The 25,435-nt window shown below is 71.0% G+C and carries 26 protein-coding genes; 15 read left to right on the top strand and 11 right to left on the bottom strand.

Annotated features, from left to right (window positions below; genetic code table 11):
* Window positions 1-11: 11 nt before the first annotated feature.
* The 3 genes from V2S05_RS10240 to V2S05_RS10250 all read right to left on the bottom strand — a co-directional run bounded on the left by V2S05_RS10240 (window position 12) and on the right by V2S05_RS10250 (window position 3,149).
* A complete protein-coding gene (locus V2S05_RS10240; protein ID WP_413635060.1) occupies window positions 12-980 on the bottom strand; it encodes an acetylxylan esterase in 969 nt (322 codons plus the stop codon).
* Between the two features lie 5 nt (window positions 981-985).
* On the bottom strand, window positions 986-2,149 hold the full coding sequence (manA, locus tag V2S05_RS10245; RefSeq protein ID WP_413635061.1) for a mannose-6-phosphate isomerase, class I: 1,164 nt from the start codon (window positions 2,147-2,149) through the stop codon (window positions 986-988).
* 76 nt (window positions 2,150-2,225) lie between these two features.
* Complete coding sequence (locus tag V2S05_RS10250; protein WP_413635062.1) at window positions 2,226-3,149, bottom strand: N-acetylglucosamine kinase; 924 nt, start codon at window positions 3,147-3,149, stop codon at window positions 2,226-2,228.
* Between the two features lie 155 nt (window positions 3,150-3,304).
* Here V2S05_RS10250 and V2S05_RS10255 point away from each other — a divergent pair, with 155 nt between their 5' ends.
* Window positions 3,305-4,843: an FAD-dependent oxidoreductase gene (locus V2S05_RS10255; protein WP_413635063.1), complete on the top strand. Its 1,539-nt coding sequence runs from the start codon at window positions 3,305-3,307 to the stop codon at window positions 4,841-4,843.
* 9 nt (window positions 4,844-4,852) lie between these two features.
* On the opposite strand, the gene V2S05_RS10260 is transcribed toward V2S05_RS10255, so the two are convergent.
* From V2S05_RS10260 to V2S05_RS10290, 7 genes are read right to left on the bottom strand one after another with little or no spacing between them, the layout of a single operon-like run.
* Window positions 4,853-5,962: a hypothetical protein gene (locus tag V2S05_RS10260; RefSeq protein WP_413635065.1), complete on the bottom strand. Its 1,110-nt coding sequence runs from the start codon at window positions 5,960-5,962 to the stop codon at window positions 4,853-4,855.
* Window positions 5,956-6,717, bottom strand: coding sequence for a hypothetical protein (locus V2S05_RS10265; RefSeq protein ID WP_413635066.1), 762 nt, complete (start codon window positions 6,715-6,717; stop codon window positions 5,956-5,958). Before V2S05_RS10265 ends, V2S05_RS10260 begins: the two co-directional genes overlap by 7 nt.
* Window positions 6,714-7,706, bottom strand: a complete 993-nt coding sequence (locus tag V2S05_RS10270; RefSeq protein WP_413635068.1) for a vWA domain-containing protein — start codon at window positions 7,704-7,706, stop codon at window positions 6,714-6,716. Before V2S05_RS10270 ends, V2S05_RS10265 begins: the two co-directional genes overlap by 4 nt.
* Window positions 7,703-8,707, bottom strand: a complete 1,005-nt coding sequence (locus V2S05_RS10275) for a VWA domain-containing protein (protein ID WP_413635070.1) — start codon at window positions 8,705-8,707, stop codon at window positions 7,703-7,705. Before V2S05_RS10275 ends, V2S05_RS10270 begins: the two co-directional genes overlap by 4 nt.
* Window positions 8,708-8,718: 11 nt before the next feature.
* Window positions 8,719-9,207, bottom strand: a complete 489-nt coding sequence (locus tag V2S05_RS10280; RefSeq protein ID WP_271638934.1) for a hypothetical protein — start codon at window positions 9,205-9,207, stop codon at window positions 8,719-8,721.
* Window positions 9,194-10,084 carry a DUF58 domain-containing protein gene (locus tag V2S05_RS10285; protein ID WP_413635072.1) on the bottom strand — a complete coding sequence of 297 codons (891 nt, stop codon included), beginning with the start codon at window positions 10,082-10,084 and terminating at the stop codon, window positions 9,194-9,196. Before V2S05_RS10285 ends, V2S05_RS10280 begins: the two co-directional genes overlap by 14 nt.
* Window positions 10,085-10,111: 27 nt before the next feature.
* Window positions 10,112-11,134 carry an AAA family ATPase gene (locus tag V2S05_RS10290; RefSeq protein WP_413635074.1) on the bottom strand — a complete coding sequence of 341 codons (1,023 nt, stop codon included), beginning with the start codon at window positions 11,132-11,134 and terminating at the stop codon, window positions 10,112-10,114.
* A gap of 12 nt (window positions 11,135-11,146) precedes the next feature.
* Here V2S05_RS10290 and V2S05_RS10295 point away from each other — a divergent pair, with 12 nt between their 5' ends.
* The 8 genes from V2S05_RS10295 (at window position 11,147) to V2S05_RS10330 (ending at window position 19,192) form a co-directional block, all read left to right on the top strand.
* Window positions 11,147-11,503 (top strand): hypothetical protein, encoded by a 357-nt coding sequence (locus tag V2S05_RS10295; RefSeq protein WP_413635076.1) that lies wholly within the window; start codon window positions 11,147-11,149, stop codon window positions 11,501-11,503.
* A 151-nt stretch (window positions 11,504-11,654) separates the two neighbouring features.
* Entirely contained in the window at window positions 11,655-12,941 is a 1,287-nt protein-coding gene (locus tag V2S05_RS10300; protein WP_271638929.1) for an adenylosuccinate synthase, read from the top strand.
* A 129-nt stretch (window positions 12,942-13,070) separates the two neighbouring features.
* A complete protein-coding gene (locus V2S05_RS10305) occupies window positions 13,071-14,279 on the top strand; it encodes a lactonase family protein (protein WP_413635078.1) in 1,209 nt (402 codons plus the stop codon).
* 112 nt (window positions 14,280-14,391) lie between these two features.
* The gene (locus V2S05_RS10310; RefSeq protein WP_413635079.1) at window positions 14,392-15,804 is read left to right on the top strand and encodes a dihydrolipoyl dehydrogenase family protein; all 1,413 of its coding nucleotides are present in this window, start codon (window positions 14,392-14,394) and stop codon (window positions 15,802-15,804) included.
* A gap of 166 nt (window positions 15,805-15,970) precedes the next feature.
* Window positions 15,971-16,801 (top strand): ABC transporter ATP-binding protein, encoded by an 831-nt coding sequence (locus V2S05_RS10315; protein WP_413635081.1) that lies wholly within the window; start codon window positions 15,971-15,973, stop codon window positions 16,799-16,801.
* The gene (locus V2S05_RS10320; protein ID WP_413635082.1) at window positions 16,798-17,526 is read left to right on the top strand and encodes an ABC transporter permease; all 729 of its coding nucleotides are present in this window, start codon (window positions 16,798-16,800) and stop codon (window positions 17,524-17,526) included. The genes V2S05_RS10315 and V2S05_RS10320 overlap by 4 nt, the downstream gene beginning before the upstream one ends.
* A complete protein-coding gene (locus V2S05_RS10325; RefSeq protein ID WP_413635084.1) occupies window positions 17,523-18,251 on the top strand; it encodes an ABC transporter permease in 729 nt (242 codons plus the stop codon). Before V2S05_RS10320 ends, V2S05_RS10325 begins: the two co-directional genes overlap by 4 nt.
* A gap of 20 nt (window positions 18,252-18,271) precedes the next feature.
* Window positions 18,272-19,192 (top strand): ABC transporter substrate-binding protein, encoded by a 921-nt coding sequence (locus V2S05_RS10330; protein WP_413635085.1) that lies wholly within the window; start codon window positions 18,272-18,274, stop codon window positions 19,190-19,192.
* A gap of 66 nt (window positions 19,193-19,258) precedes the next feature.
* Here the strand turns inward: V2S05_RS10330 and V2S05_RS10335 are convergent, their stop codons facing one another.
* Window positions 19,259-20,545 (bottom strand): AI-2E family transporter, encoded by a 1,287-nt coding sequence (locus tag V2S05_RS10335; RefSeq protein WP_413635087.1) that lies wholly within the window; start codon window positions 20,543-20,545, stop codon window positions 19,259-19,261.
* A gap of 93 nt (window positions 20,546-20,638) precedes the next feature.
* On the opposite strand from V2S05_RS10335, the gene V2S05_RS10340 reads away from it, so the two are divergent.
* The 6 genes from V2S05_RS10340 to V2S05_RS10365 all read left to right on the top strand — a co-directional run bounded on the left by V2S05_RS10340 (window position 20,639) and on the right by V2S05_RS10365 (window position 25,433).
* Window positions 20,639-20,962 carry a hypothetical protein gene (locus V2S05_RS10340; protein ID WP_413635088.1) on the top strand — a complete coding sequence of 108 codons (324 nt, stop codon included), beginning with the start codon at window positions 20,639-20,641 and terminating at the stop codon, window positions 20,960-20,962.
* A 4-nt stretch (window positions 20,963-20,966) separates the two neighbouring features.
* On the top strand, window positions 20,967-21,272 hold the full coding sequence (locus tag V2S05_RS10345) for a chorismate mutase (protein WP_413635090.1): 306 nt from the start codon (window positions 20,967-20,969) through the stop codon (window positions 21,270-21,272).
* A 125-nt stretch (window positions 21,273-21,397) separates the two neighbouring features.
* Window positions 21,398-22,291, top strand: a complete 894-nt coding sequence (locus tag V2S05_RS10350; protein ID WP_413635092.1) for an SIS domain-containing protein — start codon at window positions 21,398-21,400, stop codon at window positions 22,289-22,291.
* Between the two features lie 21 nt (window positions 22,292-22,312).
* The gene (locus V2S05_RS10355; RefSeq protein ID WP_413635093.1) at window positions 22,313-23,299 is read left to right on the top strand and encodes an ROK family protein; all 987 of its coding nucleotides are present in this window, start codon (window positions 22,313-22,315) and stop codon (window positions 23,297-23,299) included.
* Window positions 23,296-24,570 (top strand): 1-phosphofructokinase family hexose kinase, encoded by a 1,275-nt coding sequence (locus V2S05_RS10360; RefSeq protein ID WP_413635094.1) that lies wholly within the window; start codon window positions 23,296-23,298, stop codon window positions 24,568-24,570. Before V2S05_RS10355 ends, V2S05_RS10360 begins: the two co-directional genes overlap by 4 nt.
* Entirely contained in the window at window positions 24,567-25,433 is an 867-nt protein-coding gene (locus V2S05_RS10365; protein ID WP_413635096.1) for a class II fructose-bisphosphate aldolase, read from the top strand. Before V2S05_RS10360 ends, V2S05_RS10365 begins: the two co-directional genes overlap by 4 nt.
* Window positions 25,434-25,435 lie beyond the last annotated feature (2 nt).

Here is a 25,435-nt window from a genome sequence, read left to right on the forward strand (position 1 = left end):
AGCCCAGGCGCTCAGCTCAGACGCTCAGCCAACCAGGAAGCCTGGCGCTGCCACTGCACGCCGAGCCCGCCCTCGTGCTGGTTGAACGGGTACTCCACGACCTCGGCGCCGCCACGGTGCCGATTGGCTGCGGCGTACACAGTCGACGGCGGGCAGACCGCGTCCATCAGGGCGACCGAGTACAGCGCGGGCGCCTCGGCCCGAGCGGCGAAGTTCACCCCGTCGAAGTACGACAGGGTCTCGAAGGTCTGCGCCACGGCATCCCGATGCACCGAGAGATAGCGCACGATCTCCTGGTAGGGATCGCTGTCGGTCAAGCCGACGGCGCGCTCGAAGTGGCACAGGAACGGCACATCGGGCATCACGCCCACGAGTCCGTCGCTGAGTCCGGCGACGGCGATCGCGATGCCGCCACCCTGGCTGCCGCCGGTGACCGCGATGCGATCGGCATCCACCTCGGGCAGGGCGCGCACCGCGTCGAGCAGCAGCACCGCATCGGTGAACACGCGTCTGTAGTAGTACTGCTCGGGGTCGTCGATGCCGCGGGTCATGAAGCCGGGCGCCGACGCGCCCGTGCCGTGCGGATCGGGGGTCGAGCCGCCGGTTCCCCATCCGCTGCCCTGACCGCGGGTGTCCATGAACACCCAGGCGTAGCCGGATGCCGCCCAGCCGAGGCGCTCGTGCGGGAGTCCGCGCCCGCCGCCGTAGCCGTTGTACTCGACGACCGTGGGCAGGGGTCCGGCCGCCCCGGAGGGGACGACGAGCCAGCCGCGCACGCGGTCGCCGCCGAATCCGCTGAATGACAGGTCGTACACGTCGACGAGCGTCAGCGGCGTCTCGATGCGGGTGCGCTCGGCGGGTGCGGCCAGCCGGCGCGATGACTCGAGCGTGCGCTGCCAGAACCCGTCGAAGTCGGCGGGCTCGGCGACAGTGGGCCGGTAGGTGCGCAGCTCGGCGGGGGAGAGGTCGAAGCGAGGCATGATGATCAGCCTGCCGCGATGAACAGCTGTCCGGCGCCGGTGATCCGCACGGCGGCGGCGTGCGAGATCAGCGCCGCACGACCGCGCGGCATCGCGATGCGCTCGTCGCCGGATGCCAGCTCGAACTCGCCGTCGGTCGCGAGCGCGATCGCCGGACCGGCGAGCGCGAGCTCGCCGTCGGACTGCACCGCAAACAGCTCGAACCCGGGATCGTCGGGCGTGCCGCGCCCTGCGGGCCGGAAGACGCGGATGCCGTCGGACACGACCTCGGGCACCAGACGTGCGTCTCCGCCCTCGTGCGCGTCGAGCACCCGGTCGAGTTCGGTCGTGTCGATGTGCTTGCCGGTGAGGCCGCCGCGCATCACGTTGTCGCTCGGGCCCATCAGCTCGATGCCCGAACCGCGCAGGTACGCGTGGATGTTGCCGGCGGGCAGCCACAGCGCCTCGCCGGCACGCAGGGTGAGGTGCTGCAGCATGAGCGCGCCGAGGATGCCCGGGTCGGCGGGGTGCGCCTCGGCGATGCGCGCGAGGAGGGCGAAGCGGGAATCGCGCCCGGCGACCTCCGTCACGGCGCTCACCAGCGCGGGCAGGCTGTCGTCTCCCGACAGCAGCCACAGGAACGCGGAGCGGATGCCGTCGGCCCCGGTCAGGTGCTGCCGCCATGTCGCCAATGCGCCCGACGCGTCGGAATCGCCGTCGATCTGATCGGCCAGCACACCCAGGTCGGCCTGCACGTCGGCGGCGGAGCGGAAGCCGCACAGCGCCTCGAACCCGTCGTGCAGCGCGACGATCAGCTCGGGCTTCGCGTGCGGATCGCGGTAGGTGCGGTGCGGCGCGTCGAGCGGGATGCCCAGGGTGTTCTCCCGGGCGAAGCCCTCCTCGGCCTGCGTGGTGCTCGGATGCGCCTGCAGCGACAGCGGCTCTGCCGCGCACAGCACCTTCAGCAGGAACGGCAGGGTCGCACCGGTCTCGCGCTCCCACGCGTCGAGCGTCGCCCAGGGAGCATCGCCCGTGATGCGGCTCGGAGCCGAGGGGTGCGCCCCGAGCCACAGCTCGGCCTCCTTGCGCCCGGTCGGAGCGGTGCCGCGCACGTGCGCGACGCCGTCGACGAGCCCCCAGGCGTAGTCGCGGGGCGTGTTGTCGATCTCGTGGAAGAGAGCGGTCGTCATGATGCGGCTCCGATCAGGTGGTCAGACGGCGGGCTCAGCGGGTGCGCTCGGCGAATCAGGTGGTCAGACGGCGGGCTCAGCGGGTGCGCTCGGCGAACCGCTCGTGCAGTGGATGCCCGGGGCCGAGATCCGCGAGGGCGACCGCGCCGTCGAGGCCCGTTCCGGCCGGCGGCACGAAGCGGGCATCCGGACGCTCGGCGCGCACGGCGGCCTCGAACGCCGAGCGGATGATGTCGGCGCCGAACACACCGCCGATGGCCCCGACGGCGGCGTCGGCGGGTGCATCGGTGACGCGCAGCGCGGCAAGCGCCGACGCCGCGAGCTCTGTGGCGGCGTCGCGGCAGATGCGGGTCGCGACCTCGTCTCCGGATGCCGCGTGCCGAGCGGTCGGTGCCGCGAACGATGCCACCGTGCGCACGCGGTCCTCAGCGGACTGCAGGGCGACGTACGCGGTCTCGAGATCGGGCCAGCGCTCCTGCACGACCGGGGTCAGCGCCGTGGCGGGGCCGCGTCCGTCGAAGGCGCGCATCACCGCATCCAGTGCCGCGCGGCCGATCCAGAAGCCGCTGCCCGCATCGCCCATGAGGTGGCCCCAGCCGTCGACGCGGGTCGAGTGCTCGGGTCCGACGCCGAGCGTCACCACCCCAGTGCCCGCCGCGACCACGGCGCCCTGCTGGTCGCCCAGCACACCGAGGAACGAGGTGACCGAGTCGTGGGTCACCACGATGCGCTGCACACCGGCGAGATCGGGGTGCTGCATCAGGGCATCCGCCTCGTCGTCGGCGGAGGTGAGGCCCGAGACACCGAAGGTCACCGTGTGCGGAGCCTGCCGCGCGACCCGCGTGACCTCGGCGACGACGCTCGTCAGCTGCGTCAGCAGCGGCCGGTCGGTGAGCACACCCGGGAACAGCCATTCCTGAGCGGTGCCGTCCGGGGCGACCAGGCGGGTCTTGATGCCCGTCTGGCCGGCGTCGATGGCGAGAAGCGTGTGCTCGGGCAAGTGGACTCCCTGATCGATCGACGGTCGCGCCGCGCGACCAGAAGCCAGCGTAGAACACCGGCCGTGCGTGCGACGGCGCAGATGTCAAGCCCTGTTCACCGGGGCCGCGCTCGGGGTGTACTGGGGGCTCACTCGCCCCCAGCGAAGGAGACACCGTGACGTCCCTATGGCTCGACGACCAGCGTGAGCGCATCCCCACCGACACCTTCGAGCCTGACGCCCGCTACGACGCGGTGGTCGCCGGGGCAGGTCTGACCGGATTGACCACCGCGCTGCTGCTGGCGCGCGCGGGCCTGTCGGTGGCGGTTCTCGAGGCCCGCTTCGTCGGTGCCGCGGCGACCGGCAACACGACCGCGAAGCTCAGCCTGCTGCAGGGCGGTGTGCTCTCGGGCATCCGCTCGCGCGGATCGGACCGCGTGCTCAAGGCGTACGTCGAGGGCAACCTCGAGGGGCAGCAGTGGATGCTGCGCTATCTCGGCGAGCACGGCGTCGCCGTCGACCGCCGCGATGCCTTCACCTACGCGGGCACCGAAGACGGTGCGCGTTCGATCGAGGAGGAGTACGAGGCGTGCCTGGCGGCGGGACTCGACGTCGAGCGGGTGAGCGAGCTCGAGCTGCCGTTCCGCGTGCACGGGGCGATCCGGCTGCGCGAACAGGCCCAGTTCGACCCGATGGACGTGCTGCGCGCGCTCGCCGCGGATCTGCGGGAGCGCGGCGGGGTGATCGTCGAGGGCGTGCGCGTGAAGGACGTCGACACCGGTGAGCCGAGCCGGGTGATCACCTCGGTCGGCGACGTGCACGCCGGCACCGTCGTGCTCGCCACGGGGGTGCCGATCCTCGATCGTGGTCTGTACTTCGCCAAACTCAAGGCCAACCGCTCGTACGCGCAGGCGTACCGGATGCCCGATGCCGCCCGCATCCCGCAGGGGATGTACCTCTCGATCGACGCGCCGACCAGGTCGCTGCGCACTGCCGCGCACGACGGCGAGCAGCTGCTGCTGGTGGGCGGCAACGACCACGACGTGGGTCGCGCCGACGACACGCAGGCGCTCGTCGACGACCTCGAGCGGTGGACGCATCAGCACTTCCCCGGCGCCGAGCGCACCCACGCCTGGGCGGCGCAGGACTACCAGTCGCTGAACATGGTGCCGTTCGTGGGCTGGATGCCGCGCACCGGCAAGCACGTCAAGATCGCCACCGGCTACAACAAGTGGGGCATGACGAACGCCGTCGCGGCGGCGCTCAGCATCGCCGCCGAGGTGCTCGACGGGAACATCCCGTGGGCGCAGACGCTGCACCACCGCATCACCACCCCGAAGGATCTCGTGCAGGGTGCGGTCGCGGGTGCGGAGGTGGCGCGGGACGCCACGACGGGATGGATCTCGGCCGAACGGCATCCGGTGCCCGACACGCCACCCGCAGAGGGCGAGGGCGTCGTGGGCAGCGCCGACATGAAGCCGGTCGCGGTCTCGACCGTCGACGGCGTCACGTGCCGGCTGTCGGCGGTGTGCACGCACCTCGGCGGCATCGTCACCTGGAACAGCGCCGAGCGCTCGTGGGACTGCCCGCTGCACGGCTCGCGCTTCGCGGCCGACGGCACCCTGCTCGAGGGTCCTGCGGTCGAGGACCTCAAGCCGGTCGACGAGCCCGAGCTGCCCGGCGACGAGCACGTGCCGGTGGACGACGTCGACTGACACTCGTCGTCAGAACCCCGGGTAGTCCTGCATTCGCTGCTCGAACTCGGCGCGGTCGGCCTCGGGCAGCACCCGGCGCGCGAAGACGACGAGCTGGATGCCCTCGAGCGGCTCGCCCGTCTGCTTCGCGATCGCCTCGCGCTGGGTGCGGAACTCGCCGGTCGGGTCGTTGGAGAGGTCGTAGGCGTACGCGTAGAAGCGCATCGGCCCCGGGTAGCTGTCGCCGTAGTACTCCCAGGTGTGCTGGCGGGATGGCTCGGTGGAGCCGTACAGCTTCGCGACCATATCCGGCGATATGCCGGTGTCGATCTCGTTCAGCGGGTACAGGTCGCTGAGACCGCGCTCGAGAAGCACCTCGCCGATCGCCTGCATGACCTGCCGCTTGCGCGCGTCGTCCTGCACGGGCTGCTCGGTCGTCCACACCGTCGACGTGTAGCGGCGCAGCATCGACTCGCCGCCGTACCCGTTGCGCTCGGGGCTCACGTCGACCGTGCCGCTCTGCACCCACGTGTAGCCGTAGCGATCGCTCAGCCGGGCGCGGATCGCGGTCATCAGAGCGTTACCCTCGGCCTGCACCTCGTCGAGAGACGGTCCGTTCAGGGCCTCGTCGGGCGAGTAGTCCTTCACGCCGGGATACGCCTCCTCGTGCCGCTGCTGCTCGGACTTCGCGCCGCCGTACGCCTGGGTCGCCGAGGAGTACAGGGCGCCCACGGCCCCGACGGTCGCGACGTTGCAGACGAGCGAGACGGCCAGGGCGATCGCCCCCAGCATCCTGCCGCGTCGGGTGAGCAGCGCCGCGACGATCACGCCGATGATCGCCAGCTGCAGCACGAGCAGCGTCACGCCGTAGAGCGCGTCGGTGCCGCCGGCGAGCATGAGCAGCAGCAGGATCACGGCGAAGATCGCCGTCGATGTGATGGCGGCGAGTCCGATCCCGTTGACGCCCGGCTTCCGCACGGCCGCCGGGTCGGTGTACGTGACTGCGGATGCCGGAAGCAAGCCGGCCGCGGCATCCAGCCCTCCCCGCGCTCGGGCGGCTCCCGCGTAGCCGCCGGTCGGCGGAAGAGGCGGCGCCCCCTCCGAGCCGCCGACGTATCTGCTGCGCTGACGATCTACCACGGCCTGTCCGTTCCCCCGCCGGTGCCCTCGTCGCCCTGCCCGCCGCCGAGCTGCTCCTCGCGCTCCTGCGCGCCCTGGTTCAGGCGATCTTCGATGTCGTCGAGCTTGTCGTGTGGCGTCTGCGGCTGCTCGGACTGGTCGGGCTGCTGCGGCTGATCGGGCGGCTGCTGGCTCTGGCGCTGCTTCTCCTGCTGGCGCTGCTGGTTCTCGTCGAGCGTGTCGCTCATGTCGCGATTCGGCTGCGGCGACTGCTGTTGAGCCTCGTCGCTGCGGCACTCCTCGGGCGTCTCGACGGTGATCTCGAGGGCTTCGCCGTACAGCTCGGCGGCCTTCGCGGCGTCGCCGTCGGCCTGCGCCGCGTCGCCCTGCCGCTCGATCACCAGCGACAGGTTGATCATCACCGGGCAGACCTGCAGTCCCTGGGCGAGCGGAAGCGCGCGCTCGAGTTCGGAACGCGAGGCGGCGAGTTCGTCGGCCCCGGCGAGGGCGGTGCCGATGTTGTACGGCGCGGCGAACGGCTCGAACCAGTTGGCGACGTCCTGCCCCCGGGCGGCCGACTCCGACTCGGCGTACGCTCCTGAGACGAACGAGCTGATCGATGCGTGCGCGAAGGCGTACATGCTGAGCAGCTTCACGACGAGCAGCAGCGCGGCGAGCGTGAGCGGCAGGGTCGCGATCGCGACCCTGCGACGGATGCGGCGGCGGCGTCGGTTGACGGCCAGAAGCCCCGCAGCGGCATCGGCGTGAGTGCTCATGCGGCGTCTCCGCTCTGCCGGGGTCGGGCCAGGCCGCGCAGTCGCACGACCGATGCGGTCGCGAGCGCGACCTCGACGGCGAGCAGCACGATCAGCGCCAGCGCGGCGATCCAGTACAGCTCGATGACGTTGCCGACCTCGCCCGAGGCGGCGTAGTCGGTGGTGCTCGTCGGCGCCTCGGGCAGCTCGATCCCGGCATCCGCCGTCCGCGCCTGGTACTCGACGCCCAGCTGCTCCGACACCTTTCGCAGGTTGTCCTCGTCGATCACAGACAGCGCGGGCTGCCCCTGGTACTCGATGTAGTCGCCGCCCTCGGTGCCCTGGCCGGTGGTCTTCCTCATCGGGCCGCCCTCGGTCGTGCCGTAGCCGAGCACCGCGCCGCCGTCGACGTACTTGGCGCTCGAGGCGAACGACTCCGGCTCGCTCGACGCGGTCTGCTCGCCGTCGCCGAGATAGAACACCATTCGGCTGCGCTCGGGCGACGCCTTCGCCGCCGCGGAGAGCGTGTCGGCCAGCATCCGATTCGCGATGCCGATCGACGACCCGCGCGACTGGTCGGTCACCTCGGGTCGCATCACGTCGAGTGACGACATGAGCGCGGTGGCGTCGGTGGTCAGCGGCAGCCGAAGCTGCGCCGCCGCGTCGAAGCTGATCAGCGCGAATCGCGCCCCCGGGTACTCGTCGACGATCGCCTGCACGTCGGTGCGGACGCCGTCGATGCGGGGGCGGTTGCCCGCCCAGTCCTCGGCGACGATGCTCGCCGTCGTGTCGACGACGATCACGACGTCGGTGTCGGTCGCGAGGGTCTGCGAGGTGCCCCCGGGGATGCCCGGCCGCAGCAGCATGACGAACACGACGACGATCATCCCCAGACGCAGCACCCAGCGCCCCCGGTGGGGCTCGATCACGAGCGACCGGACGACGAAGAACGCCGGCACAGCGCAGAGCAGGGCGAGCAGGATCGGATGCAGGACGGGCTGGAGGATCATGCGCGCCTCCCTCCGGCATCCCGGACGAGGATCAGCAGCACGACGAAGCCGAGCACGGCGATGAGCATCAGCGCGATCGACAGATCGGGGCTGTCGACCAGGATCACCTGCGCCTGCCCCTTCAGCGTCGTCGCCTCCTGCTTCTGGATCTCGGCGATGATGTCACCCACCGTGGTCGTCGCGCGCAGCGCGTACGACTGCCCGCCGGTGAGCGCCGCGGCGTCGGCCAGCTGCGCGCTGACCTGGGCGTCCTTGCCCTGCACCGGGTTGACAGCGAACACCCGCACCTGCTGCGCCTTCGCGTACTGGGCCGCCTCTTCGATGGTGAGGATCGAGGCGCCGGCCAGTTCATTGTCGGTCGCGAGGATCACCGAGCGGCTGCGCTCATCGTCCTGATGGTCGAAGCGCATCGTGCACGCGGCGAGGCCGTCGCCGATCAGCGAGGCGCCGGGGCCGTTGAGCGTGCCGACCCAGTGCTCGGGGGTCTCGTCGGCGTAGTCGAAGCTGCTGCGCACGCTGCGCAGCTGCTCCTTCACGAACGCATAGTCGTCGGTGAGGGGGAACACCTGAACGGGCGAGCTGTTGAAGATCGTCAGCCCGATCCGCTCGCCCTCGAACCCCTCGAGCAGCTTCTCGAAGACACTGAGCACCTCGACGTCGACATCCGACATCGAGCCGGACACGTCGAGGCACAGCATGATGTCGCGACTCGCGTTCACGGGCTGCACGGTCTTCGGCGCCATCGGACGGGCGGCGACGACGCCGCCGAGCAGCACGGCGATCGCGCCCAGCGCGACGATGCCCGACAGCAGCGTCATGCGTCGCCGCACGGCGGCGCGGAACGACGGCAGTGCGCGCAGGCGCTCTGCGCGCGAGACGAGGGCGGCGGGTGCGGTGTCGGAGCGTCGCCTTGACCGGATGCCGGCGACAGCGCCAATCACGACGGCGGCGATCAGCACGCCGAGGGCGACGAGCAGCATCCACCAGGTGTTCAGTGTCACGTCGTCACCCCTCAGTGCCAGCTCGTGACGACGGCGCGCGCGGCTTCGGCGCCGTAGACCGGATCGATGGCGGGACCGCGCTGGAAGATGCTCGGGTAGTAGTGCCGGCGGATCGCGTCGATGAGCACGGGATCGACGCCGCGGGCGATCAGGTCGTCGAGAGAGAGCACCGGGGCTTCGAGACCGGAGTACTCGTTGACGAAGGCGCGCACCGTGCGGCTGAGCTCGAGATTCGCCTGTCGCGGCGGCATATTCCCGGAACGGTATGCATCTTCGATGCGCTGCACGTCAGCCAGGTACTCGCCGCGCAGCTGATCGAGCACCGCCGCTGTGGGCGGCACGGATGCAGGCTCGCCGGGCAGCGTTATGCTCTGCTTCGGTCTGGTCAGCGCGAGCAGCAGCCAGGCGCCGCCGGCGAGCAGCAGCAGGATGCCGATCGCCAGCACGAGCCAGCCCCAGCCGTACTGGGCGGGTGGGTAGAGCTCATCAGGAGCGGGCATGCGACCTCCTGTTGAGCATCGCGAGCAGCGTCGAGACCGCGGTGCTCTGCGCGCCGAACTCGGCGTGCGTGATCTCGAGGCGCCGCAGCGTCGCATCGCGCGCGGCGGTGCGCGCCGCCTCATCGGTGGCGAGCTCTGCCATCACCTCGGCGTCGCCGTGCACGAAGTCGGGGATCGCCCAGCCGCTGTCGACATCACGCCGGTGGGTGCCACCGCTGCCAGGGCGGATGACGGGATCCGCGTCGCGCACCGTCAGCCAGAGCACATCGTGCTGCACCGCGAGCCTGCGCAGCAGCCCCTCGGTGTCGGGCGTCAGCGGCGCCTCGTCGGTCACGAGCACGACGATCATGCGCCGTGCGATGTTCCGCGCGGTGTAGCGCAGCAGGGCATCCCGATCCCCCGCCGCCGTGCTCGAGTCGATGGCCGCGCTGATCGTGCGCAGCGCATGCTCGAGCGCGCCCTCGCTGCTGCCGGTCGCCAGTCGTCGCACGCGGGCGCTGTCACCGTAGACGACCGAGAAGTCATCGCCGTGGCGCACGGTGAGGAAGCCGAGGGCACCGGTCAGCAGCACCGCGAGGTCGCGCTTGCCGCGCTCGTCTTCGGCGAGGGCGCGCATGCCGCGTCCGGTGTCGACGACGAACAGCACGGTGTGCTTGCGGGTGGCCTTCGTGCGCTTGATCAGCGGCTCGCCGTGCCGGGCGGTGGCGCGCCAGTCGATGTCGCGCACCTGATCGCCGAACTCGTAGGGGCGCAGGTCTTCGAAGTCGAGGCTGCGCCCGCGCAGCAGCGACGCGTACGCGCCGTCGAGCGCGTGCATCGACTTCTGCGACGAGCGGATGAAGAGCTTCGCTCTCACCTGCGTGATCAGACTCGCCATGACTGGGTCCCTGAGCTTGTCGAAGGGCTACGGGGTCGGCACCGACGCGAAGATCTGGTCGATGATGTCTTCGCTGCGCACACCCTCGGCATCCGCCTCGAAGGTCAGCAGCACGCGGTGCCGCAGCACGAGGTGCCGCAGCGACCGGACGTCTTCCGGCAGCACGTGCGAGCGGCCGTTCAGCAGCGCCAGGGCGCGCGACGCCTGCAGAAAGGCGATGCTCGCGCGCGGACTCGCACCGTACTTGATGAAACGCGCCCGCTCCTCGCCGATGTAGGGCGCGGGATTGCGGGTGACGTAGGCGATCTGCACGATGTAGTTGCGGATCGCGGGGTCGATGTAGACCCGCGAGGCGATGTCCTGCAGGTCGTGCACGTCGTCGAGGGTGATCGCCCCTGCGACGTGGCGGTCGGGATCGAGAGCACCCGAGTCGATGCGGTTGAGGATCTCGAACTCCTCGGCAGGGCTCGGGTACTCGACGATCGCCTTGAGCAGGAAGCGGTCCATCTGCGCCTCGGGCAGCTCGTAGGTGCCCTCCTGCTCGATGGGGTTCTGCGTGGCGATGACCAGGAACGGGCGCGGCAGCGGATGCACCTCGCCGCCGATCGTGGTCTGCCGCTCCTGCATCGCCTCGAGCATCGCCGACTGCGTCTTCGCGCTCGAGCGGTTGATCTCGTCGAGCAGCACGAAATTGGCATGCACGGGCCCCAGGACCGTACGGAAGCTGCCGGTCGCCGCGTCGTAGATCTGGCTGCCGGTGATGTCGCTCGGCAGCAGGTCGGGAGTGCACTGGATGCGCTTGAAGCCGGCCTTCACGGTGTCGGCCAGGGTGCTCGCCGCGGTCGTCTTCGCGAGACCCGGCACCGATTCGAGCAGGATGTGCCCTCCGGCGATGAGCGCGATGAGCAGGCTGGCGCGCAGGCTGTCCTGCCCGACCATCTTGGTGGCGTAGGAGTCGGAGACGACCTTGAGGGTGCGCTGCGCGCGAGCGAGGTCCTCGGGGCTCGCCGGCGCCGACGAAGGGGATCCGGGACTCGGGAACTCAGACATCTCTCACTCCTCGTGCGCGACGGGCGCTCGTCGACGACCGAGAACCCCCGGTACAGGGTAACCGCCCAGCCGACGCGCGAGCCGGAGGGCGGCATCGTGCAGGTGCTGTCGCACGCGATCGGCACCGATCCCTCGCGCATGGGCGACGAGCCGGGCTTCGACGTCACGGTCGAGGACCGCCCGCTGCACGCCGGCTTCGGCGGCGGCATCCACCAGTGCCTAGGCCATTTCGTCGCCCGAACCGACATGTCGGTCGCGCTTCCGCTGCTCGCGCAGCGGATGCCGGATGCCGTGCCCGACGAGTGGCTTCCCGTCTCGGGGGACACCGGTCCGATGCGGTTCCCGATCCGGTTCACTCCGGCCGGCTGAGGGGCGAGGGGCGTCGCAGGGCCCCCGCGGGTTCGTGCCGATGCACCGGGGGCCGTCGCAGGCCCTCCGATAGGATGGTCACGCCCGATCAGGGCCAGCTCATCTGCCGGTGCAAACCCGGCGAAAGCGTGCAGCACCAGGGGGTACACGCATGCCAGGAATCGTGATCGTCGGCGTCCAGTGGGGCGATGAGGGCAAGGGCAAGGCCACCGACCTGCTCGGCGAGCGCACCGACTGGGTCGTCAAGTTCAACGGCGGCAACAACGCCGGCCACACCGTCGTCATCGGCGACGAGAAGTACGCCCTGCACCTGCTGCCCTCGGGCATCCTGAGCCCCGGCGTCAACCCCGTCATCGGCAACGGCGTCGTCGTAGACCTCGCCGTGCTGTTCCAGGAGCTCGACGCGCTGCAGGCCCGCGGCGTCGACACCTCGCGGCTCAAGGTCAGTGCAAACGCGCACATCATCACCGCGTACCACCGCACCCTCGACAAGGTCACCGAGCGCTTCCTCGGCAAGCGCCGTATCGGCACGACCGGCCGCGGCATCGGCCCGGCGTACGCCGACAAGATCAACCGCGTCGGCATCCGCGTGCAGGACCTCTTCGACGAGAACATCCTGCGCCAGAAGGTCGAGGGCGCCCTCGACCAGAAGAACCACCTGCTGGTGAAGGTGTTCAACCGTCGCTCGATCACGGTCGACGAGATCGTCGACGACCTGCTGTCGTACACCGAGCGGCTGCGTCCGCTCGTCGCCGACACCGGGCACCTGGTCGACGAGGCCCTGAACCGCGGCGAGGTCGTCGTCTTCGAGGCCGGCCAGGCGACCATGCTCGACGTCGATCACGGCACGTACCCCTTCGTGACCTCGTCGACCGCGACGGCCGCGGGAGCGGCATCCGGATCGGGCGTCGGGCCCAACCGACTCGACCGCATCGTCGGCATCGTCAAGGCGTACACCACCCGCGTCGGCTCGGGCCCGTTCCCCACCGAGCTGGAAGACGAGATGGGCGAGTGGCTGCGCAAGACCGGGTTCGAGTACGGCACGACCACCGGTCGTGACCGCCGCACCGGCTGGTACGACGCCCCCATCACCCGCTACGCGACGCGGGTGAACGGCATCACCGACCTGGTGCTCACCAAGCTCGACGTGCTCACCGGTCTCGAGCAGATCCCCGTCTGCGTCGCCTACGACGTCGACGGCACGCGCTTCGACGAGGTGCCGGTCAACCAGACCGACTTCCACCACGCGAAGCCGATCTACGAGTACTTCCCAGGCTGGAGCGAGGACATCTCGAAGGCGCGCACCTTCGACGACCTGCCGCAGAGTGCGAAGGATTACGTGCTCACCCTCGAGCGGATGAGCAACACCCGCATCTCGGTGATCGGCGTGGGCCCCGCCCGCGACCAGGTCATCGTGCGCCACGACCTGATCGACTGAGCTCCGGGGCGGAACCGTGCGCACAGTTGTCGGCTGGCTGAACGGATGTCGGTCGATCCGCCAGGTCTCAGCCGACATCCGTTCAGACCGCCGACATCCGTGCGAGAAAGGCGAGGGGGCGGAGGCAGCATGACGCGGTTCTGGGTGGGCGGATACGGCGCCGACATGGACGGGGATGCCGAGGGCATCGGGTTCCTGTCTGTCGGCGGCGGCGGGCCGTCGACGCTGCGGCTTCGCGGCACGGCCGCGCCGGCGGCATCCCCGTCGTGGCTGGCCGCGCATCCGACACTCGACGTCGTCTACGCGGCGCTCGAGGGCGACGGCGCGGTGCAGGCGTTCGCGCGCGCCGGCGAGGCGGCGCTGCGTCCGCTCGGCGAACCGGTGCGCGCCGGCGACGGCGTCTGCCATCTCGCGGTCTCGCCCGGCGGACGGATGCTGATCGCCAGCTGCTACGGCGACGGGCGGGTCGTGCGCTTCGGCATCGCCGACGACGGCGGCCTCGTGCCTGCGGGCGTCGACAAGGCCGCCGCCCTCCGCGCCGCCCTCTTCGGCGCCGGCGGTGGCGGTTCGGTGGGCGGCGGTTCGGCGGGCGACGTCGCGCCTGGTGAGCGTTACATTCCGGGGGCCGACACGCCAGATGTCGGACCGGATGCCCGGAACGGTCCGACATCTGGAGTGTCGGCCCCCTATTCGCAACACGCCCGTGACCCGTACCCGACTCCGGCAGGGGAGGAGCCGCGCGTGTCGCACGCCCACGCGGCGGTGTTCCTGCCCGACGGGCGCATCGCGACCACCGACCTCGGGTTCGACCTGGTGCGCATCTGGCGCCCTTCCGGACAGGTGCTCGCGCTCGATCACGAGGTCGTGCTTCCGCGCGGCACCGGCCCCCGCCACATGGTGATGCATCCCAGCGGGCACCTGCACGTGGTCACCGAGTACTCGTGCGAGGTGTTCACCCTGGCATCCGCCCGCGACGGAGTCTGGGGACTCGTCTCGGCGACCACCGCATCGCCGATCGCCCAGGTCGGGGTCGACTTCCCCGCCGAGCTTGCGGTCTCGCGCGATGGCGACACCCTCTACACCGCGCTGCGCGGCAGCAACACCCTCGCAGCTCTCCGCGTGCGCGCGGGCGGCGATGCCCTCGAGCCGCTCGCCCTCGCCGATTCCGGGGTCGACTGGCCACGCCACCACCTCGTCTACGACGGCACGCTGCTCGTGGCGGGGCAGCGCTCGGGCACGGTCAGCGTCGTCGATCTGGATGAGCGCACCGGCGCTCCGCGCGATGTGCGCCACGTGGCCGAGGCTTCGTCCCCGACGGTCATCCTCCCGGCACGCTGAGCCGGTCGGGCCGGGCCCGAAGACGCGGAACGACCGCGGATGCACCGACCGCACGGGATCAGCCCGTGTCAACCCCCGGCGGCGAAGCCGCGCAGTCGGCGAGACTGACCGGATGAGCGACGAATACGACGTCATCGTGCTGGGCGCGGGCCCCGTCGGCGAGAACGTGGCCGACCGGGTTGTGCAGGGCGGGCTCACCGCCGTCATCGTCGAGAGCGAGCTCGTCGGTGGCGAGTGCTCGTACTGGGCGTGCACCCCGTCGAAGGCGCTGCTGCGGCCCATGCAGGCCCTGCGCGCGGCCCAGCACGTGCGCGGCGTCGACGGGGGCGACATCACGCCCGCCGAGGTTCTGGCCCGACGCGACGACTTCGTCGCCCACTGGTCGGACGACGGTCAGGTGGAGTGGCTGCACAGCGCCGGCATCGACCTGGTGCGCGGGCACGGCCGGCTCACGGCCGAGCGCGAGGTCACCGTCACGGCTGACGACGGCGCCGAGCGGGTGCTGCGCGCCCGGCATGCGGTCGCGATCGCGACCGGGTCGGATGCGACGATCCCGGGCATCCCGGGCCTCGCCGAAGCGAGCCCGTGGACCAGCCGAGAGGCGACCGGCGCCGAGCACGTGCCCGACTCGCTCGCGGTGATCGGCGGCGGCGTCGTCGGGGTCGAGATGGCGACCGCGTACGCCGGTCTCGGGGCAGCGGTGACGCTCATCGCCCGGCACGGCCTGCTCGAGCGGATGGAGCCGTTCGCCGGCGAACAGGTCGCCGCGGGGCTGCGCGGACTGGGCGTGGACGTGCGGCTGAACACGCAGACCACCGCCGTGCGCCGCGCCGCGGACGCCGTGACCCTGACCCTCGACGACGGTGACGAGGTGACCGCAGCCGAGGTGCTGGTGGCGACGGGTCGCGCACCGCGCAGCGCCGACATCGGGCTCGAGGTCGCGGGCCTGCAGCCGGGGCGCCCGATCGAGGTCGACGACACGATGCGCGTGCCGGGGAGCGACTGGCTGTACGCCGTGGGCGACGTCAACGGCCGGGCGCTGATGACGCATCAGGGCAAGTACCAGGCGCGCGCCGCCGGCGACGTGATCGCCGCCCGCTCGCGCGGCGAGGTGGTCGCTGACGACCCGTGGGGTCGTCATGCGGCGACCGCCGACCACGCGGCGGTGCCGCAGGTCGTCTTCAGCGAACCCGAGGTCGCCTCGGTCGGGATGACCGCGGATGCCGCGCGCCGGGCCGGCCGCGAGATCGAGGTCGTCGATTACGACCTCGGCGCGGTGTCGGGAGCCACTCTGCACGCCGACGACTATCGCGGCACAGCGCGCATGGTGATCGACGCCGAGCGCGAGGTCGTCGTCGGCGCGACCTTCGTCGGCGATGACGTCGCCGAGATGCTGCAGGCGGCGACCATCGCCGTGGTCGCGGAGGTGCCGATCAGCCGGCTCTGGCACGCAGTGCCCGCCTATCCGACGATGAGCGAGGTCTGGCTGCGGTTGCTCGAGGAGTACGGCAGGCAGTCGGCATGAGCGCGCGACCGCGTGACGATGCGCGGGCAATCCGCCCGCGCATCGACTCCGAACCGGGATGGTGGGCCCGCAGCGATTCCGGCGATATGTCGGCGATGTCGCCTACGCTCGAAACGACGCCAGGAGGTACGTGCATGAGAGCTGTCCCCGCAGGAGCCGTGAGCCGATGATCGAGTTCCGGTCGGTCACCAAGACGTTCCCCGACGGCACGCACGCCGTCGATGACTTCAGCCTGGTCATCCCCTCGCGCAAGACCACCGTCTTCGTCGGCTCGTCCGGCTGCGGCAAGACGACGCTGCTGCGCATGATCAACCGCATGGTCGAGCCCACGTCGGGCGAGGTCGAGATCGACGGGAAGAGCGTGCTGGGCGGTGACCCGGTCGCGCTGCGGCGCAGCATCGGCTACGTCATGCAGAACTCCGGTCTCATGCCGCACTTCACCGTGCTCGACAACGTGGCGACCGTGCTGCGCCTGACGGGCGTCTCACGTCGCGATGCGCACGTGCGGGCGCGCGAGATGCTCACCACGGTCGGTCTCGACCACTCGCTCGCCGACCGCTATCCGAGCCAGCTCTCGGGCGGTCAGCAGCAGCGGGTGGGCGTCGCGCGCGGGCTCGCCGCCGATCCGAACATCCTGCTGATGGATGAGCCGTTCGGCGCGGTCGACCCGATCGTGCGCGCCGACCTGCAGCAGGAGCTCGTCCGCCTGCAGAGCGAGCTCGACAAGACCGTCGTGTTCGTCACGCACGACATCGACGAGGCCTTCCTGCTCGGCGACCAGGTCGTCATCCTCGACCGTGGAGCGCGGATCGTGCAGGTCGGCAGCCCCAGCGAGATCATCGAGAACCCGGCGGATGCCTTCGTCGAGGCGTTCATCGGCGCCGAGCGGGGCCGACGCGCGCTGACCGTGAAGCAGACGCCGACCGGCCAGGTGGTCGTCGACTCGGAGGGGCGCACGCAGGGCCGCCTCGTCGGCACGGGGGAGCCGACCGCATGAACTGGGTGGTGGACAACCTCGGGCTCATCCTCGAGCTCACGGTGGACCACCTGCGTCAGAGCCTCATCCCGATCGTGCTGGGCTTCGTGCTGTCGTTGCCGCTCGGCTGGGTCGCCTGGCGATACCGGCTGGTGCGCGGACCCGTCATCGTGCTCACCGGTCTGCTGTACACGATCCCCTCGCTGGCGCTGCTGATCCTCATGCCGGCAGCCCTCGGGTACTCGGTGATCAGCGAGGAGAACCTGATCGCCGCGCTGACGATCTACGCCGTCGCGATCCTCGTCCGTGCGGTCGCCGACGGGCTCGACTCGGTGGATGCCGATGTGCTGCAGGCGTCGACGGCCATGGGCTACGCGGCGCCGCGGCGCTTCTTCACGGTCGAGCTGCCGCTCGCCGGACCCGTCATCCTGGCGGGCCTGCGGGTGACGGCCGTCTCGACGATCTCGCTCGCGACGGTCGGCATCCTGATCGGGGTCACCAACCTCGGCTACCTGTTCACCAACGGGCAGCAGCGCCGGCTCATCGCGGAGGTGCTCGCGGGCGTCGTGGCGGTGGTGATCATCGCCCTGGTCGTCGACGTGCTGCTGATCCTCGCGGGGCGGATGCTCATGCCGTGGACGCGGACGGCGACCCTTCGACAGGCTCAGGGACCTAGGGGGCAGGCTCAGGGACCCAGGGGTCAGGCTCAGGCGTCCAAGGGCGAGGCGAAGGCGGTCAGCGCATGAATCTGTTCGCCGACGCCTTCGCCTGGCTGTTCTCGCCTGAGCGGCTGGTCGGCACCTACGCCCTGCCCACCCTGCTCGCCCAGCACCTGATCTACACGATCATCTCGGTGGCCGTCGCCGCCGCGATCGCCCTGCCCGCCGGGTGGCTGATCGGCCACACCGGGCGGGGCCGCGAGATCGCGGTCGCCATCTCGGGCGCCGCACGCGCGATCCCCTCCTTCGGACTGCTCGTGCTGCTGGTGCTCGTGCTGGGCATCCTGCAGACTCCGCTCGCCGCCGTCATCACGTTCGTGCTGCTCGCCATACCCTCGCTGCTCGCCGGCGCGTACACCGGCCTCGAGGCCATCGACCGCCGGGTCATCGACGCCGCCCGCGCGATGGGCATGACCGAATGGCAGATCTTCACGAAAGTCGAGCTGCGACTCGGACTGCCGCTGCTCGTCGGCGGTCTGCGCTCGGCTCTGCTGCAGGTGATCGCCACTGTCACGATCGCCGCCTACGTCAACCTCGGCGGACTCGGGTGGCCCATCATCCAGGGCATCCCGCTCAGCCGTTTCGACCAGGTGCTCGGCGGCGCGATCCTCGTCGCCGTTCTCGCCCTCATCGTCGACCTGCTGATGGCGCTCGCGCAGCGAGCGGCTGTCCCTGCGGGGCTGCGCACCACGGCATCCGCCCGCCCGTCCTCTCCGTCGCGTGCTCGCCGCGCGGCATCCGTTCCCGCCTGACCCACACCGAAAGGCCCGTCATGTCCACTCACAGCAGAACCCGCGCCGCGCTCACCGCCGGTATCGCGATCGTCGCCGCCCTGTCGCTGGCCGGCTGCGCGTCCGACTCGAACCCGCTCGACAAGCCCAGCGCCGACAGCGGCGACAAGGGCGGCGACACGATCGTCGTCGGCTCGCAGGCGTACTACTCGAACGAGATCATCGCCGAGATCTACGCCCAGGGCCTGGAAGACGCCGGCTTCACCATCGATCGCAAGTTCAACATCGGCCAGCGCGACGCCTACATGCCCGAGGTCGAGTCCGGCAACATCGACGTGTTCCCCGAGTACACCGGCAACCTCCTCGAGTACCTCGACAAGGAGGCAACGGCCACCAGCCCCGACGACGTGTACGCAGCCCTGAAGGACGCACTGCCCGACGGGCTCACCGCGCTTCAGTACGCCGACGCCAGCGACCAGGACACCTACACGGTGCTGAAGTCGTTCGCCGACGAGAACGAGCTCACCTCGATCGCCGATCTGTCGAAGCTCAGCGAGCCCGCCACCATCGGAGCCGCGCCCGAGTTCGAGCAGCGCCCCTACGGGCCCGATGGCGCCAAAGAGGCATACGGCATCGACCTGAAGTTCTCGGCCACCGGTCAGGGCACCCTCGACGCGCTGCTGGCCGGCACGGTGCAGGTCGCCGACATCTACTCGGCCGACCCCGCCTTCCAGACCGAGGACGTCGTGGCGCTGAAGGACCCCGAGAACATGATCCTGGCGTCGAACGTCGTGCCGCTCGTCTCGAGCGACATCGCCGACGAGGTCAGCAAGGTCATCGACGCGATCAGCGCCGAGCTGAGCGCCGAGGACCTCGTCGCGATGAACGTGCAGAGCACGGTCGACCAGAAGTCGTCGGCCGACATCGCCAAGGCATGGCTGAAGGACAAGGGCCTGATCTGACCCTCGTCGCAGCACCGGCGCGGCCGGGTGGGTTCGCCCACCCGGCCGCGTTCGCGTTGCGGCGGATCAGACGCGCTCGTCCTGCCGCGGGATGAAGATCTGGTTCAGGATGATGAGGATGGATGCCGTGGCCGGCACTGCCACGAGCGCACCGAGCAGGCCGAGCAGAGTGCCGCCGACCAGTGCACCGAGCACGACCAGCAGGCCGGGCACCTCGAGGGTGCGGTTCATGACCTTCGGGGTGAGGACGTACGCCTCGATCTGGATGTAGATCAGGTAGACGACACCGAAGATCAGCGCGTGCACGGGGTCGGCGAGGAGCGAGACGACCGTGCCGATCGCGAGGAACAGCAGCGGGCCGATCAGCGGGATGAGCGTGATGAGGAAAGCGACGACGGCCATCAGCGGCGGGAACGGCAACCCCAGCAGCAGGTAGAGCACCAGCGCCACCATCGAGTTCGCGAACGCGAGGATGACCATGCCCTGCACATAGCCGCCGACCGACTCGGTGATCTGGCCGATGATGTCGCGGGCCTGCTGGCGCTTGCGGGCGGGGGCCAGGCGCAGCATCGAGGTGATGATGCCGGGCAGTCCCACGACGAAGTAGAGGGTGAGCACGAACACGATGACGAAGGCCGAGACGCCCTCGGCGATCGACGTGCCGACCTTCAGGGCGCCCCCGCCGAGCGCAGTGAGCGTCTTGCCGTCGGTGAGCAGCTTCTCGCCGTCGGCGAGCAGCGAGCCGATCTGATCGCCGAACTGCTTCTCGAGCAGGAGGTACAGGTCGGTGTGCACGAAGTCGTCGATGACCTTGGGCACCGACTTCACGAACGACGCGATCTGCTCGACGACGACGGGCACGATCAGCACCAGCACGAGACCGACGGCGGCGACGAGGGCGACGATGACGATGGCGACGCTGACGCCGCGCGACAGCCCGCGCCGGGTGAGCAGGCGGACGGCGGGGTTCAGGCCCAGCGCGGCGAACAGGGCGATCGCGACGTAGACGAGCACCGTCGACAGGCTGGTGAGCGCGAGCGCGAGTAGGAACGCCGACAGGCCGCCGAGCGTGAGCAGGAATCCGAGCCGAAACGGGCGATCCATGCGCGTCCACATCGAGCGTCGCGGCGTGGGTGCGTCGGCCGGCGAAGGGTGCTCCGCCGCTTCGGCGGCTGCGGCCGCGGCGTCCGCCTCGTCGGCTGCGGCGCTGGCCTCGTCGGCTGCGGCATCGGCCTGGATGGCCGCGCCCATCTCGGCGGTCTCCGCGGCGGCCGCGGCGCGGGTGGCCCTGGCCGCCGCGCGGGAGTCGTCGCGGTCGGATGCCGCGGGCGACGAGGGGTCTTCGGTGCTCATGGCGATCACTCTATGGCCGGCGCCGACCTGACCCTGCCTTCTCGGCCCGCGCTTGACTATCGTGAGAGGTGCGACGAACCCTTGGAGGATCCCATGTCCGACGAACACGCACACCACGCAGCCGAACCCGCTGAGGGCGAATACACGGATGCCGACCACGGCGAAGGCACGACGACCGGCCATCAGGCGGGGCACGCAGGCGAAGCCGAAGGGGAGTACACCGACGGCGTCTACTCCGCCGACGGCCATGAGCAGCACCTGCCGCGTCACGGCGAGGGCGCTTACACCGACGCCGACCACTCCAGCGGCCACGCGGATCGCTCCGCAGCCCATGCCGACGAGGAAGAGGGCGAGTACACCGACGGACGCTACCCCGACGACGGCGACGCAGGGCCCGCGGACCGCCGGCACAGCTGACACCGTGGATGACGCCGACGCGCGCGACGCGCGCGCTGAACTGCTGCGCCTGCGCGCCAGCATCGACAACATCGACGCCGCACTGATCTTCATGCTCGCCGAGCGGTTCCGCTGCACGCAGCAGGTCGGTCACCTGAAGGCCGAGCACGACATGCCGGCCTCCGACCCCGGGCGGGAAGAGCAGCAGACCGCGCGCCTGCGCGCGCTCGCCGAAGAGGCGCACCTCGATCCCGAGTTCGCCGAGAAGTGGTTCAACTTCGTCGTCGCCGAGGTCATCCGCCACCACACCGAGGCGGCCGAGGGCCGCTGACACTCGGCGCGGCGCCGCGGTTGGAACCAGACGGGGGATGCCGTCTTTCAGCGCGCCTCCGACCTATGCAACAATATGATCGATATCTGGTTCTAAACGTCAGAAACAAGCATTTAGGAGTCGCCATGCACACCACCGCCGGCGCGCACATGCGCGCAGAGCTCACCTCGCAGCCCGAGACCTGGGCGCGCGCAGCCGCCATGCGCGATGAGCAGGCGCTGCTCCCGGCATCCGGCGCCCGCATCGCCGTCGTCGGCTGCGGCACCTCCTGGTTCATGGCGCAGTCGTACGCCGCGCTGCGCGAGAGCGCCGGGCACGGCGAGACCGACGCGTTCACGGCATCCGAGTTCCCCTTCGGCCGCGGCTACGACGCGATCGTGGCCCTCACGCGCTCGGGCACGACCACCGAGGTGCTCGAGCTGACCGAGCGCGTGAAGGGCAAGACACCCGTCATCGCCGTCGTCGGCGACACGAGCTCGCCGCTGGTCGATATGGCCGACAGCGTGGTCGGCCTGCCCTTCGCCGATGAGCAGTCGGTCGTGCAGACCCGCTTCGCGACCACGGCGCTGGCCCTGTTCCGCGCGTCGGTCGGCGAGAGCCTCGACGCGGCGATCGCCGACGCGCAGGCCGTGCTCGACGGCACCGACGACGCCGGTCTCGCCGACGCCGAGCAGTACAGCTTCCTCGGCATGGGCTGGGCCATGGGTCTCGCCCACGAGGCCGCCCTGAAGATGCGCGAGTCGTCGCAGTCGTGGACCGAGTCGTACAGCTCGATGGAGTACCGCCACGGCCCGATCGCGATCGCAGCCCCCGGACGGATCACCTGGCAGCTCGGCTCCGCGCCCGACGGCCTGCGGGCCCAGGTCGAGGCGACCGGCGCCAGGTTCGTGCAGCACTCCATCGACCCGATGGCCGACCTCGTGCGCCTGCACCGCGTCGCCCTCGACCGCGCCGTCGCCAAGGGACTCGACCCGGATCAGCCGCGCAACCTCACCCGCTCGGTGATCCTCGACGACTGACGGCCGACGGAGGGCGCGCGCATGTCCGAGCAGAGCGACATCCCCGAGGTGGTCAGCGACGAGTCCGGTGAGCGACCCGCCGGCACCGCCTCGATCGGCGCCGGAGCGCCGGTGCTGGCCTTCGACGTGGGCGGCACCGACATCAAGTCGGCACTGTTCGACGCCGACGGCACCGCCCTCGGGCTGCGCCGCACCCCGACCCCCCGCAGCGACGACGGCGCCCCTGCCCGCCTGATCGAGCGGCTCGCCGAACTCGCCGACGAGCTGCGCGCCCAGCATCCCGACGTCGTGCCGCAGGCCGTCGGCCTGGTCGTGCCCGGCATCGTCGACGACGAGAACGGCATCGGCGTGTTCAGCAGCAACCTCGGCTGGCGGGACGCGCCGATTCGCGACCTGATGACGGCCCGATTCGGGATGCCCGTGGCCTTCGACCACGACGTGCGGATGGCCAGCTGGGCCGAGCACGTGCTGGGCGGGGCCCGCGACTATGCGAACTCGGTCGTGCTCATCATCGGCACCGGGATCGCCGGTGCGCTGCTGGTGGACGGCCGCCCGTACACGGCGGGCGGCTACGCCGGAGAGATCGGCCACTCGCCGCTCGGGGAGTGGCCGTGCCCGTGCGGAGCGCGCGGATGCCTTGAGGCGGTCGCCTCGGCCGGCGCCATCTCGCGTCGCTTCACCGAGGCCACCGGCGACGTGGTCGATGGCGCTCGCGAGGTGATCGCCCGCGCTGCCGCCGGAGACGAGACCGCTGCGTGGATCTGGAACGAGGCGCTCGACGCGCTGACGATGGCGATCGCCCAGCTCACGGCGGTGATCGCCCCGGAGGCCGTCGTCATCGGCGGCGGGCTCTCGCGCGCCGGCGGCGCGCTGTTCGACGAGCTGCGCACGCGCCTCGCCGACCGGCTCAGCTTCCACCGCATCCCGGCTCTGGTCCCGGCCGAGCTGTCGGGCAACGCCGGCATCCTCGGATCGGCGCTGCGCGCACGGCAGGTGGTGCCGGCATGATCGTCACCGTCACACCGAACCCGGCGCTCGACCTGACCTGGCACGTCGCCTCGCTCACCGTCGGCGACACGCACCGCGCGGATGCCGGGCAGGTGCGCGCCGGCGGCAAGGGTCTCAACGTCGCACGGGTCGCCCACGCGCAGGGCGCCGACACCATCGCCATGACCACCACGGGAGGCGCGACGGGCGCGGAGTTCGCCGCAGAGCTCGCGGCGTCGGGCGTGCCGCACGTGCTCGTGCCGGTCGAGGCATCCACCCGCCGCAGCGTCGCCCTCGTCGACGAGGCGCTCGGCGACACGACGGTCGTCAACGAACGCGGCGTCGCCCCCTCCGACGCCGAGTGGCAGACGCTTCGCGACGCCGTGTCCCGCGCCCTTCGCGCCGGCGGAGCCGCCGGCGCACCCGGTGCTCTCGCACCCGGTTCCCCCGCCGCCACCGCCGTCCCCGCACCCGGTGCCCCCGCCGCCCCCGCCACCGCCGTCCCGGCACCCGGTGCCCCCGCACCCGGTGCCCCCGCCGACGGTGACGAACGGGGGGCCGACACTCCAGATGTCGGACGCATCCCGCGAGAACGTCCGACATCTGGCGTGTCGGCCCCCGATCCGGATGCCTCGGATTCGGGCGCCTCGGATTCGGGTGCCGTCGATTCGGGTGCCGTCGACGCACCAGCCGCCGGCGCCGCGCGGGTGCTGGTGATCTCGGGCAGTCTGCCCCCGGGTATCCCCGACGACGCGCTGCCCGACCTGATCCGGCTGGGTCGCGAGGCAGGGGTGAGCGTGATCGCCGACACGTCCGGCCCGGCCCTGCTCGCGGCGGCGGATGCCGGGGCATCCGTCCTCAAGCCCAACGAGCACGAGCTGCGCGACGCGACCGGTCTCGACGATCCCGTCGACGGCGCGCGCGAGCTCATCCGCCGCGGCGCTCGGCTCGTGCTGCTCTCGCTCGGAGCCGCCGGGATGCTCGCGGTCACGCCCACGGCATCAGGCGATGTCTCGGTGCTGCACGCCCGGCTGGGCGCGGCGCTCGCCGGCAACCCGACCGGAGCGGGGGATGCCGCTGTCGCCGCGTGCGCCGTGCTGATGGATGCCGGCATCCGCGACCCCGCCCAGATCCTGCGTCGCGCGACCGCCTGGTCGGCGGCCGCCGTGCTGATGCCGCTCGCCGGAGAGATCCACCCCTCCTGGCCCGAGCTCGAGTCCGCACTGACCATCACCGCACGACCGGCCGGACCCGCTGCCGATCCTGCACACCACCCCGAGGAGACCCGATGACCCTTGCATCCCCACGCGACCTGATGCGGGCCGCCGCGACGGCCGGCACCGGGATCGGCGCGTTCAACGTCATCCACCTCGAGACGGCCGAGGCGCTGATCTCCGCCTCCGAACGCGCGAACCTGCCCGTCATCCTGCAGATCTCGCAGAACTGCGCCGATTATCACGGCGGGCTCGAGCCCATCGGCTGGGCGACCCTCGCGGTCGCGCGACGCGCGAGCACCCCGGTGGCCGTGCATCTCGATCACGCCGAGCGGCCCGAGCTGGTCGACGAGGCCATCGAGCTGGGCTTCGGGTCGGTGATGTTCGACGGTGGCAAGCTCGACTACGAGCAGAACGTCGAGATCACGGCCGATGTGGCCTCCCGCGCCCGCGCTGCCGGCGTCTACATCGAGGCCGAGCTCGGCGAGGTCGGCGGAAAGGACGGCGCTCACGCTCCCGGTGTGCGCACCGATCCGGGTGAGGCGCGGGCGTTCGTCGAGGCCACCGGCGTCGACTCGCTCGCCGTGGCGGTCGGCTCGTCGCACGCCATGCTCGATCGTTCGGCTTCGCTCGACATCGACCTGATCGGCCGTCTGAAGGCCGCGCTCAGCGGCATCGGTCCTTCGGGCGGCGACATCCCGCTCGTGCTGCACGGCTCTTCGGGCGTCGCCGATGAGGTGATCGTTCAGGCCGTGCGGGCCGGCATGACCAAGATCAACGTGTCGACGCACCTCAACGGCTTCTTCACGCGCGCGATCCGCGAGACCCTCGCCGCCGATGAGAAGCTCGTCGACTCGCGCAAGTACCTCTCTCCCGCTCGTGAGGCGGTCGCCGAAGAGGCTGCGCGGATGCTGCGCCTGTTCGCCCTCGAGTCCGCCTGACG

The organism is Microbacterium sp. OR16 (assembly GCF_047306725.1).
GTDB lineage: Bacteria > Actinomycetota > Actinomycetes > Actinomycetales > Microbacteriaceae > Microbacterium.

Coding starts and splice junctions, on each gene's coding strand:
- V2S05_RS10240 (WP_413635060.1), bottom strand. CDS start 980: ATGCCTCGCTTCGACCTCTCCCCCGCCGAGCTGCGCACCTACCGGCCC.
- manA (WP_413635061.1), bottom strand. CDS start 2,149: ATGACGACCGCTCTCTTCCACGAGATCGACAACACGCCCCGCGACTAC.
- V2S05_RS10265 (WP_413635066.1), bottom strand. CDS start 6,717: ATGAGCACTCACGCCGATGCCGCTGCGGGGCTTCTGGCCGTCAACCGA.
- V2S05_RS10270 (WP_413635068.1), bottom strand. CDS start 7,706: ATGATCCTCCAGCCCGTCCTGCATCCGATCCTGCTCGCCCTGCTCTGC.
- V2S05_RS10280 (WP_271638934.1), bottom strand. CDS start 9,207: ATGCCCGCTCCTGATGAGCTCTACCCACCCGCCCAGTACGGCTGGGGC.
- V2S05_RS10285 (WP_413635072.1), bottom strand. CDS start 10,084: ATGGCGAGTCTGATCACGCAGGTGAGAGCGAAGCTCTTCATCCGCTCG.
- V2S05_RS10290 (WP_413635074.1), bottom strand. CDS start 11,134: ATGTCTGAGTTCCCGAGTCCCGGATCCCCTTCGTCGGCGCCGGCGAGC.
- V2S05_RS10300 (WP_271638929.1), top strand. CDS start 11,655: ATGCCAGGAATCGTGATCGTCGGCGTCCAGTGGGGCGATGAGGGCAAG.
- V2S05_RS10305 (WP_413635078.1), top strand. CDS start 13,071: ATGACGCGGTTCTGGGTGGGCGGATACGGCGCCGACATGGACGGGGAT.
- V2S05_RS10310 (WP_413635079.1), top strand. CDS start 14,392: ATGAGCGACGAATACGACGTCATCGTGCTGGGCGCGGGCCCCGTCGGC.
- V2S05_RS10315 (WP_413635081.1), top strand. CDS start 15,971: ATGATCGAGTTCCGGTCGGTCACCAAGACGTTCCCCGACGGCACGCAC.
- V2S05_RS10320 (WP_413635082.1), top strand. CDS start 16,798: ATGAACTGGGTGGTGGACAACCTCGGGCTCATCCTCGAGCTCACGGTG.
- V2S05_RS10325 (WP_413635084.1), top strand. CDS start 17,523: ATGAATCTGTTCGCCGACGCCTTCGCCTGGCTGTTCTCGCCTGAGCGG.
- V2S05_RS10330 (WP_413635085.1), top strand. CDS start 18,272: ATGTCCACTCACAGCAGAACCCGCGCCGCGCTCACCGCCGGTATCGCG.
- V2S05_RS10335 (WP_413635087.1), bottom strand. CDS start 20,545: ATGAGCACCGAAGACCCCTCGTCGCCCGCGGCATCCGACCGCGACGAC.
- V2S05_RS10340 (WP_413635088.1), top strand. CDS start 20,639: ATGTCCGACGAACACGCACACCACGCAGCCGAACCCGCTGAGGGCGAA.
- V2S05_RS10350 (WP_413635092.1), top strand. CDS start 21,398: ATGCACACCACCGCCGGCGCGCACATGCGCGCAGAGCTCACCTCGCAG.
- V2S05_RS10355 (WP_413635093.1), top strand. CDS start 22,313: ATGTCCGAGCAGAGCGACATCCCCGAGGTGGTCAGCGACGAGTCCGGT.
- V2S05_RS10360 (WP_413635094.1), top strand. CDS start 23,296: ATGATCGTCACCGTCACACCGAACCCGGCGCTCGACCTGACCTGGCAC.
- V2S05_RS10365 (WP_413635096.1), top strand. CDS start 24,567: ATGACCCTTGCATCCCCACGCGACCTGATGCGGGCCGCCGCGACGGCC.